The organism is Variovorax sp. P1_H2 (genome assembly GCF_056405295.1).
In genome coordinates this window covers 1-9,367 of the sequence record NZ_JBFUCJ010000171.1, presented here as the reverse complement: position 1 = coordinate 9,367, position 9,367 = coordinate 1, and the positions used below count along the sequence as shown (strand labels likewise).

Below are 9,367 nucleotides of genomic sequence, written 5' to 3'. Positions count from 1 at the left end.
GCTCCAGGCCTACGACACGATCATCATCGACGAGGCCCACGAGCGCTCGCTCAATATCGACTTCCTGCTGGGCTACCTGCGCGAGATCCTGCCGCGGCGGCCGGACCTGAAGGTGATCGTGACGTCGGCCACCATCGATGCGGACCGGTTCGCGAAGCACTTCGCTTCCGCTCGCCCGGCGCCGGGCCGCCCCAAGGCGGGCGCGGCCCCCTCGGGGGGCGGCGACGACGTGCAGCGCGGAGCGTGGGGGCCCATGATTCCGGCGCCGGTGATCATGGTCTCGGGGCGCACCTTTCCGGTCGAGCAGCGCTACCGCCCGTTCGAGGAGTCGCGCGACCACGACCTCAACGACGCCATCGCCGATGGCGTCGACGAACTCTGGCGCGACCCGCACAACGCCGGCGATATCCTGGTCTTCCTGCCCGGCGAGCGCGAGATCCGCGAGGCGGCCGACCATCTGCGCCGCCACCTGAGCCACCAGCCGCTGATGCGCAGCGCCGAGGTGCTGCCGTTGTTCGCCCGGCTGTCGCAGGCCGAGCAGGACCGCATTTTCGACAGCCACAGCGGCCGGCGCATCGTGCTGGCCACCAACGTCGCCGAGACCTCGCTGACCGTGCCGGGCATCCGCTACGTGATCGACAGCGGCACGGCGCGGGTAAAGCGCTATTCGTTCCGCAGCAAGGTCGAGCAGTTGCTGGTGGAGCCGATCAGCCAGGCGGCGGCCAACCAGCGCGCGGGCCGCTGTGGCCGGGTCGCCAACGGCATCTGCATCCGGCTCTACGACGAGAAGGACTTCGAAGGGCGTCCGCCTTTCACCGACCCGGAAATCCTGCGCTCCTCGCTGGCCGGCGTGATCCTGCGCATGAAGTCGCTGCACCTCGGCGACGTCGAGCGCTTTCCGTTCCTGGAAGCGCCGCAGCGGCGCGCAATCGCCGACGGCTACCAGCTGCTGAACGAACTCGGCGCGGTCGACGACGCCAACGAGCTGACGCCGATGGGCGCGGAGCTGGCCCGGCTGCCGCTCGATCCGCGGGTGGCGCGGATGATCGTCGAGGCCCGCTCGCGCGGTGCGCTGGAGGAAGTGCTGGTGATCGCCAGCGCCTTGTCGGTGCAGGACGTGCGCGACCGGCCGATGGAGATGCAGCAGCAGGCCGACCAGGCGCATTCGAAGTTCGACGACGAGAAGAGCGAGTTCAGCGGCTACCTGCGCCTGTGGAAGTGGATCCTCGATGCGCGCGGCGGCCATGGCGACACGCACAAGCTCTCGAACCGGCAGTACGAGCAGCTGCTGCGCCAGAACTTCATCAACATCCGCCGCGTGCGCGAGTGGCGCGACATCCATTCGCAGCTGCTCACCGTGGTGACCGAGCACAAGTGGCGCATCAACACGCAGCCGGCCGGCTACGAGCCGCTGCACCTGTCGATGCTCTCGGGGCTGCTCGGCAACATCGGCTGGAAGCTCGAGGACGACGAGGCCTACCTGGGTGCGCGCGGCATCAAGTTCTACCGCCATCCGGGCGCCCACCTGAAGAAGAAGCCGGGCCGCTGGATCGTCGCCTCCGAACTGGTCGAGACGACGCGCCTGTTCGGCCGCGGCATCGCCAACATCGAGCCCCAGTGGCTCGAACAGGTGGCGGGCCATCTGCTGAAGAAGCAGCTGCTCGATCCGCACTGGGAAAAGAAGGGCGCCCAGGTCGCGGCGCTGGAGCGCGCCACGCTGTACGGGCTGGTGGTGTACAGCGGGCGCCGGGTCGACTTCAGCAAGGTCGATCCGGTCGCGGCGCGCGAGATCTTCATCCGCGAGGCGCTGGTCGGCGGGCAGTGGGAAAGCAAGCTGCCCTTTCTCGCGGCCAATCGCAAGCTGGTGCGAGAGGTCGAGGGCCTGGAGCACAAGTCGCGCCGCCAGGACGTGCTGGTCGACGACGCGCTGATCTACGCCTTCTACGATGCCCAGCTGCCGCCCGACGTGTCGAGCGGCCTGACGTTCGAGAACTGGTATCGCAGCCAGTCTCGCGAACAGCCGCGGCTGCTCTACCTGACGCGCGACGAGCTGATGCGGCACCAGGCCGCCGGCATCACGACCCAGTCTTTTCCGCCGACCCTGCGGCTGGGTGGCGTCGACTGCGCCGCGACCTACCTGCACGCGCCGGGCGACGCCAAGGACGGGCTCACGGTCAGCGTGCCGCTGTTCGTGCTGAACCAGGTCAGCGACGAGCGCTGCGAATGGCTGGTCACCGGGATGCTGAAGGACAAGATCCAGGCCCTGCTGAAGAGCCTGCCGCAGAAGCCGCGCGCCCGCCTGGTGCCGCTGCCCGAGTCGGCCGCGCGGCTGGCCGAGGAACTGGGTGCGCCCGAGGTCTTCGGCCACGGATCGCTGACCGATGCGCTGCTGAAGCGGGTGCGCGACCAGACCAGCCTCGACGTCAAGCGTGCCGACTTCAAGCTCGACATGCTGCCGCCGCATCTCTTCATGAACCTGCGGGTGGTCGACGAACATGGCCGGCAGCTCGGGATGGGCCGCAACCTCGGCGCCCTGAAGTCCGAACTGGGGGCGCAGGCCCGCGGCGCGTTCCAGGCGCTGGCCGGGCTCAATGTGCGGGCGTCCGCCGAGCCGGCGCCGGCGGCGGCCGGTGCCCGGGAGCAACCCGCCGCCGCCGGTGCCGCCTTCGAGTCGCCGGCGGCACCGGCCTTGCCGGCCGGCCAGCGCTATGCCACCTGGAGCYTCGGCGAACTGCCCGAGTTGATGGAAGTGCGGCGCGGCGCGCAATCGCTGATCGGATTTCCGGCGCTGGTCGACGGCGCCGATGCGGTCACCATCGAAGTCTTCGACGAGCCCGCCGTGGCCGCGGCAAAGCACCGGGCCGGCCTGCGGCGGCTGTTCGCGCTGCAGCTCAAGGACGCACTGAAGTACCTGGAGAAGAACATTCCCGATCTGCAGAAGATGGCGGTCACCTACATGCCGCTGGGCACCGCCGAGGAACTCCGGGCACAGATCATCGAGGTGGCGATCGACCGGGCCTTTCTGCAGGAGCCTTTGCCGACAGACGAGTTCGCCTTCAAGCGCCGGCTGGACGAGGGCCGCGGCCGCCTCACGCTGATCGCCAACGAGATCGCCCGGCTGGCCGGCGTGATCCTGGTCGAGTACGGGCTGGCGGTGCGCAAGATCAAGGACACCAAGGTGCAGCCCGACGCCACCGCCGATGCCGCGCAGCAATTGCAGCGACTGATGGGCAAGCGCTTCATCGCCGACACGCCGTGGCCTCGGCTGCAGCACTTTGCGCGCTACCTGAAGGCGATCACCCTGCGGCTCGACAAGCTGCGCGCCGACGCCGCGCGCGATGCGCAGCGGCTGGCGGAATTGCGGCCCCAGGAGCAGCGCTACTGGCGACTGCTGGCAGAGCGCAAGGGCGCGGCCGACGAGCGCATGAGCGAGTTCCGCTGGCTGCTGGAGGAACTGCGCGTGAGCTTCTTCGCCCAGGAGCTGCGCACGCCGCAGCCGGTCAGCGTGAAGCGCCTGGACAAGCTGTGGGCGCAATTGGGTTTGTAATTCAGTGTCGGAATCCCTTCTTTTTCACATACAAAAGTAGCACTTAAGTTACGATCGGCCCACTCGCCTCAAGCGCCGGGACTGCGCCTTGACCCCGACCCTGTCATCCAGGAAGACGTGATGCAACTGCCGCTCATAGAAAAGTGGAGCCTGCTCGCCGGGCTCAGATTCCTGCTGGCGTCGATCGTGGCGGTCAATCATCTGCCTGATTTCATCCCGATCGGGGGCTGGAGCGTCATCCCGAGGTTTGGGGCCTTCGAGGCCATCCTGGGCTTCCTGTTGATCAGCGGCTACTCGATCGGCGCCTCTTACATGAAGCAGCCCGACGGCTTCGTGTGGCGCCGGATCAAGCGCATCTATCCCGTCTACCTGGCGAGCATCGCGCTGGTCTACCTGGTCTTCATGCTGGACCAGTCGAACTTGCCCTCGGTTTGGGTGGTCCTGGCCAATGTGCTGTTCCTGAACCAGATCGTCACCGCGACGTCGTTCGTCGGTCCGGCCTGGAGCCTCGCGCTCGAGTTCTGGTTGTATTGCCTGACACCGTTGCTTTTCCTGATCCACGACGCGAACCTGAAGAAGCTGGTCTGGCTGTCGTTTGGTGCTTTCGTCGTCTACACCTGCGGCCGGACCCYGTTCCACTGGAACTACTACTCGGGACTCGGCTTCGGCTTGAACTTGCTGCTGCTTTCGTTCATCTGGGTGGCCGGCTTGYGGTTGGCGAGAAACGGCCAGCAGCCCAAACCGATCCTGATGGAGGTCGGGCTGATCTTTTCGGCGCACATCCTGCTGTCAGCGGCGATCCAGTTCGCGTCGCGCTGGAAGCACGGCGAAGTCGCAGGCTTTTTTCTTGCCGATCTGCCGGGCTTCGCCTTGCAGGCATGCACCCTGATCCTGGTGCTGTGGTCTTTCTTCCGCTTGCTGACGGTCAAGGAGAAGAGGGCGCCTGCGTCGGCCTGGCTCCGGACCCTGGGTGACATTTCCTATCCGTTGTACCTGGTCCACATCCCGGTCTACTTCTTCGTCAAGCGGGCCGGATTCTCGTCGCCGCTGCTGTACTTCGCGGCAGCTGTCGTTTTCTCGGCCCTGATGTACAAGGTGCTCGACCTCTACTCGCAGAGGCGGCACTTGCGGCCGGCACTGTCGCCCGATGGCAGCGCGATGGCGCCGCGCGTGCGTCGGGGCGAAGGCTAGCTGTCAGAGCCGCGCCAGCCGCTCGATCGCGGTCTGCAGGGTTTCGTCCTTCTTGGCGAAGCAGAAGCGAACCACGCGCTGGTCGAAACCATCGCCGTAGAAGGCCGACAGCGGGATCGCGGCGACCCCGATCTCGCGCGTGAGCCATTGGCAGAAATCCGATTCGCCGAGTTCGCTGACCTCGCCGATGTCGACGCACTGGAAGTAGGTGCCGGCGCTGGGCAGCAGCTTGAAGCGGGTCTTTGCCAGCCCGGCGGCGAACAGGTCGCGCTTGCGCTGATAGAAGGCCGGCAGTTCCAGATAGGGCGCCGGATCGGCCATGTAGCGGGCCAGCGCGTACTGCATCGGGGTGTTGACCGTGAAGACGTTGAACTGGTGCACCTTGCGGAACTCGGCGCTGAGCGTGGCTGGCGCTGCCACGTAGCCGACCTTCCAGCCCGTCACGTGATAGGTCTTGCCAAAGCTGCTGACGATGAAGCTGCGCGCGGCCAGACCCGGAAAGCGGGCGGCGCTCTGGTGGCGGGCGCCGTCGTAGACCATGTGCTCGTAGACTTCGTCGCTGATCACCAGCACGTCGGTCGGCGCCAGCAGGTCCTCGAGCTGCCGCATCTCGGCTTCGGTCCAGACCGTGGCGCTCGGGTTGTGCGGCGTGTTGACGATGATGGCCCGGGTGCGGGGCGACAATGCGGCGGCGATCTTCGCGAAGTCGGGGCGGAAGCTGCCGGGCGTGAGCGGCACGCGCACCACGGTGCCGCCGGCCAGGTCGATGTTCGGCACGTAGCTGTCGTAGCAGGGCTCGAGCACGATCACCTCGTCGCCCGGGCGCACCACCGCCAGGATCGCCGTGATGATGGCCTGGGTGGCGCCGGCGGTCACGGTGATCTCGCTCTGCGCGTCGTAGCGGTGGCCGTACAGCGTCTCGATCTTGGCGGCGATCGCCTCGCGCAGCGGCGCGATGCCGGGCATCGGCGGGTACTGGTTGTGGCCCGCCGCCATCGCATCGGTCACGGCCTGTAGCAGCTGCGGGTCGCAGTTGAAGTCGGGGAAGCCCTGGCCGAGATTCACTGCCTGCTTCTCGGCGGCGAGCGCCGACATCACGGTGAAGATCGTGGTGCCCACGGCGGGCAGCTTGCTTTGCAGGGCGGGGGTGCGGACGGTCGCTCGGCTCACAGTTCGTAGTCCTGGTGTTGACCGCTCAAGGCCTTGGCGATCAGGTTGCGATCGAGCCGGTCGGAGAGCAGCTCGGCGAATTTGAAGACGAAGTTGCGCAGGTAGGCGCTGCGCTTGAAGGCCACGCGGGCGATGTTGACGCCGAAGATGTGGCCCATCGGCCGCACCACCAGGTCGGCGTTGGAGTCGTCCCGCACCGCCATTTCGGCCACGATGCCGACGCCCAGGCCGAGCCGCACGTAGGTCTTGATGACGTCCGAATCGATCGCCTCGAGCGCGATGCGCGGGGTCAGTTTCTTCTGCGCGAAGGCATGGTCGATGCGCGTGCGCCCGGTGAACGAGGGGTGGTAGGTGATGATCGGCTCGTTCGCCAAGTCCTCGAGCGAGATGCGCTCCTTGTCCGCCAGCGGATGCCCCTGCGGCAGCACCAGCACGTGCTGCCACTCATAGCACGGCATCGTCACGAGCTCGGTGTAGTCGGACAGCGATTCGGTGGCGATGCCGATCTCGGCGATCTCGTCGATCACCATCCGCGCCACCTGGTCGGGCGAGCCCTGGTGCAGGCTCACGTTGACCTTCGGATAGGCCTCGCGCAGCTTGGCCACCGGCACCGGCAGCACGTAGCGCGCCTGGGTGTGGGTGGTGGCGATCGACAGCGTGCCGCTGTCCTGGGCGCTGAACTGCTCGCCGATGCGCTTGAGGTTGCCGACCTCGCGCATGATGAGCTCGATGCTGGCGAGCACGTGCTGGCCGGGCTCGGTGACCCGCTTCAGGCGTTTGCCGTGGCGGGCGAAGATCTCGACGCCGAGCTCTTCCTCGAGTTCGATGATGGCCTTCGAGACGCCCGGCTGCGAGGTATGGAGCGCCTTGGCAGCTTCGGTCAGGTTCAGGTTGCGCCGGACGGCTTCCTGAACGAACTTGAACTGGTGGAGATTCATAACGGATTCCGTATCATTTTCGGATTCATTATGCCTTCTCAGTCTATGAATATTTCCACAAGTTCAGATTTCGAGCGCCTTTCGAGCCAGCAGCGCAATCACTTCGGGGTCTTCGCCGACTGCGGCGCGCAACGAGAACTCGACGTCCGGGCGCAGGGCGCGAAGTTCGTCGACCAGCGCCGGCAGGTCGTCGCGCACGTGCCTGCCCATGCCCAGGAACAGCGGCACGATCCGCACGGTCCGCGCGCCGGCGGCGATCAAGGCCAGCGCGGCGCCGCGCAGGTCGGGGGCGACCAGTTCGAGGTAGGCGCAGGCCACCCGCGCGGTCGGATCCAGCGCAGCGACCTGACGCGCCACCGCCTCGACCGGCGCCCGCCAGCGTTCGTCACGCGATCCGTGGGCGAACAGCACGATCCCCAGGGGTGCTTGCATGGCCTGCATCCGCGCTACCGCCTCAGCACCAGCCAGCTGAAGGCGCCCAGCGACATCACGGAGTAGATCAGTCCGGGCGCCGCCGCCGTGATCCACGGCCACCAGTTGCCCAGGTTGCCGAGGTAGCCGAAGACGTTGTTCAGCAGGAAGAAGCTGATGCYGATCATGACGCCGCCGAAGACGTAGGTGGCGATGCCCGACTGCCGGAAATGCAGGTACGCGAAGGGCAGGGCCAGGACGATCATCACCAGGCAGGACAGCGGATAGAACACCTTGCGCCAGAACTCGATTTCATAGCGCTGCGCGGTCTGTCCATTGGCCTCGAGATGGCGAATGTAGTCGAACAGGTCGAGGGTGCGCATGCGGTCCGGGCGCAGCAGCGCGACCGATACCATCTCGCTGCTCAGCGAGGTCGGCCACTCGAGCACCGGAACGGCGGTGTTGACGATGCGCGGGGCGCCGGGGCCGCGGGTCTCGTACTGCTGGCGCTCGGCATTGACCAGCGTCCAGTGGCCGCGATCGACGCTGGCCGCGGGCGCCGAGGTCTGTGCGACCAGGAAGCCCTGGCCATCGAATTCGAGGATCCGGGGATCCTTCAGGATACCGTTGCGCCCCATCGACGCCACGTTGACTGCGAAGGACGATTCGCCCTGGCGCTCCTTGAGCCAGGCACCGGTATTGCCGATCAGCGACAGGGACCCCTGGTAGCGGGCCTTGAGCAACTGGGCCGTGCGGTCCGAGGCGGGCGCGAGGTAGTCGCCGATCGCGAAGGTCAGCACCACGAAGCCGACCCCGAGCAGCAGCAGGGTGCGCAGGGCGCGCCATGGGCCGAGGCCGCTGGTTCGCAGGATCGTGAATTCGGAACTCTGCGCCAGCCGCGCCATCACGAAGATGGTGCCGATCAGCACCGTGATCGGCAGCAGCTCGTAGAGGTGGCTGGGAATCAGCAGCGCCACGTACAGCAGCGCCTGGGGCGCGCCGTAGCCGAGCGAGCCGGGGTTGGCGATCGCCTGCAGTTCGTCGACGAAGTCGAAGAAGAAGAACAGGCTCAGGAAGCCCAGGGTGACGAAGGCCACGGCCTTCACCACCTCCGCGTAGATCAGGCGGCGGATGGTATTCACGAGACGGAGGTGCTTTCGGGCCGTGCACGGGCGAAATGCGCCCGGAAGCCCCAGTTGAAATGCCGCTTCGCGAGCCAGAGCAGGCCGAGCAGCAGCACGCCGCCGTGCAGCGTGACCATGAAGCCGCCCATGGAGTAGCGGCCGGCGCTGATCCAGCTTTGGCCCAGGTTGAGCAGGTTGAAGTAGAGGATGAAGGCGAACAGCGCGAACACCAGGTTGCCGCTGCGGCCGACCCGTGGATTCACGCTCGACAGCGTCAGCGCGAGCAGCACGAAGTTGGCCCCTGCGAGCAGCAGGCCGAGGCGCCAGGCGAGCTCGGCGCGGTTGACGGGGATCGGGTCGCGCAGCAGGGTCAGCGTGGGCCGGGCCCGCACCGGCGTCGCGTCCAGGGGGTCGGACGGACGGCCGCCGATGCGGGCGCCATAGGTCTCGAACTCGCTGACCTTGATGCCGGTCGGCTGCAGCGGCTCCTCGATGCGCTGGCCATTGCTCAGCATCAGGTAGCGGACGCCGTTCAGGTCTTCCATCCGGCCGCTGCGGGCCGAGGTCACGATGCGCAGGTTGCGCTCGACCGAGGAGATGAACACGTTGCTCGCGGTGGCGCTGTCGGGTGCATCCTTGTCGATGAAGAACACCCGCAGCCGGCCGGCCGATTCGCGGAATTCACCGGGCGCGACGCGCTCGATGTCGCTGCGGCGTTCGTAGCGCTCGCGCATGTTCTGGGTCTGCGAATTGGCCCAGGGCCAGCCGACCAGCGAGAACACGCCGATCAGCAACAGGATCGGCCAGGCGAATCGGAACAGCGGCCGGAGGAAGTCGGCCAGGCCGCGTCCGCTCGAGAACCAGATCACCATCTCGCTGTCGCGGTACATCCGCGACAAGGTGCCGACGATCGCGATGAACAGGCAGAGGCTCAGGATGGTCGGCATGTAGCCGAGCACGGTGTAGGTCATCACGAGGAAGACCTC

7 protein-coding genes are annotated in these 9,367 nt (G+C 66.9%); 2 read left to right on the top strand and 5 right to left on the bottom strand.

Features of this window, described 5'->3' with window-relative positions:
• Together hrpA and AC1D2E_RS33050 are read left to right on the top strand one after the other, a co-directional pair.
• On the top strand, nt 1-3,547 hold a 3,547-nt coding region (gene hrpA / locus AC1D2E_RS33055; RefSeq protein ID WP_478201322.1), incomplete at its 5' end, for an ATP-dependent RNA helicase HrpA.
• 120 nt (nt 3,548-3,667) lie between these two features.
• Complete coding sequence (locus tag AC1D2E_RS33050) at nt 3,668-4,738, top strand: acyltransferase family protein (RefSeq protein ID WP_478201321.1); 1,071 nt, start codon at nt 3,668-3,670, stop codon at nt 4,736-4,738.
• 3 nt (nt 4,739-4,741) lie between these two features.
• On the opposite strand, the gene AC1D2E_RS33045 is transcribed toward AC1D2E_RS33050, so the two are convergent.
• The 5 genes from AC1D2E_RS33045 to lptF form a co-directional block, all read right to left on the bottom strand.
• Nucleotides 4,742-5,908, bottom strand: a complete 1,167-nt coding sequence (locus tag AC1D2E_RS33045; RefSeq protein WP_478201320.1) for a pyridoxal phosphate-dependent aminotransferase — start codon at nt 5,906-5,908, stop codon at nt 4,742-4,744.
• Entirely contained in the window at nt 5,905-6,846 is a 942-nt protein-coding gene (locus AC1D2E_RS33040; RefSeq protein ID WP_478201319.1) for a CysB family HTH-type transcriptional regulator, read from the bottom strand. Before AC1D2E_RS33040 ends, AC1D2E_RS33045 begins: the two co-directional genes overlap by 4 nt.
• Before the next feature lie 63 nt (nt 6,847-6,909).
• Nucleotides 6,910-7,278, bottom strand: coding sequence for a sirohydrochlorin chelatase (locus AC1D2E_RS33035; protein ID WP_478201318.1), 369 nt, complete (start codon nt 7,276-7,278; stop codon nt 6,910-6,912).
• Nucleotides 7,279-7,292: 14 nt separating this feature from the next.
• Nucleotides 7,293-8,399, bottom strand: a complete 1,107-nt coding sequence (gene lptG / locus AC1D2E_RS33030; RefSeq protein WP_478201317.1) for an LPS export ABC transporter permease LptG — start codon at nt 8,397-8,399, stop codon at nt 7,293-7,295.
• On the bottom strand, nt 8,396-9,367 hold a 972-nt coding region (lptF, locus tag AC1D2E_RS33025; RefSeq protein ID WP_478201316.1), incomplete at its 5' end, for an LPS export ABC transporter permease LptF. The genes lptF and lptG, both read right to left, overlap by 4 nt.

What these genes read in the sequence shown, in the direction of transcription:
- AC1D2E_RS33035 (WP_478201318.1), bottom strand. Translation starts at nt 7,278, where the DNA reads ATGCAAGCACCCCTGGGGATCGTGCTGTTCGCCCACGGATCGCGTGAC.
- AC1D2E_RS33040 (WP_478201319.1), bottom strand. Translation starts at nt 6,846, where the DNA reads ATGAATCTCCACCAGTTCAAGTTCGTTCAGGAAGCCGTCCGGCGCAAC.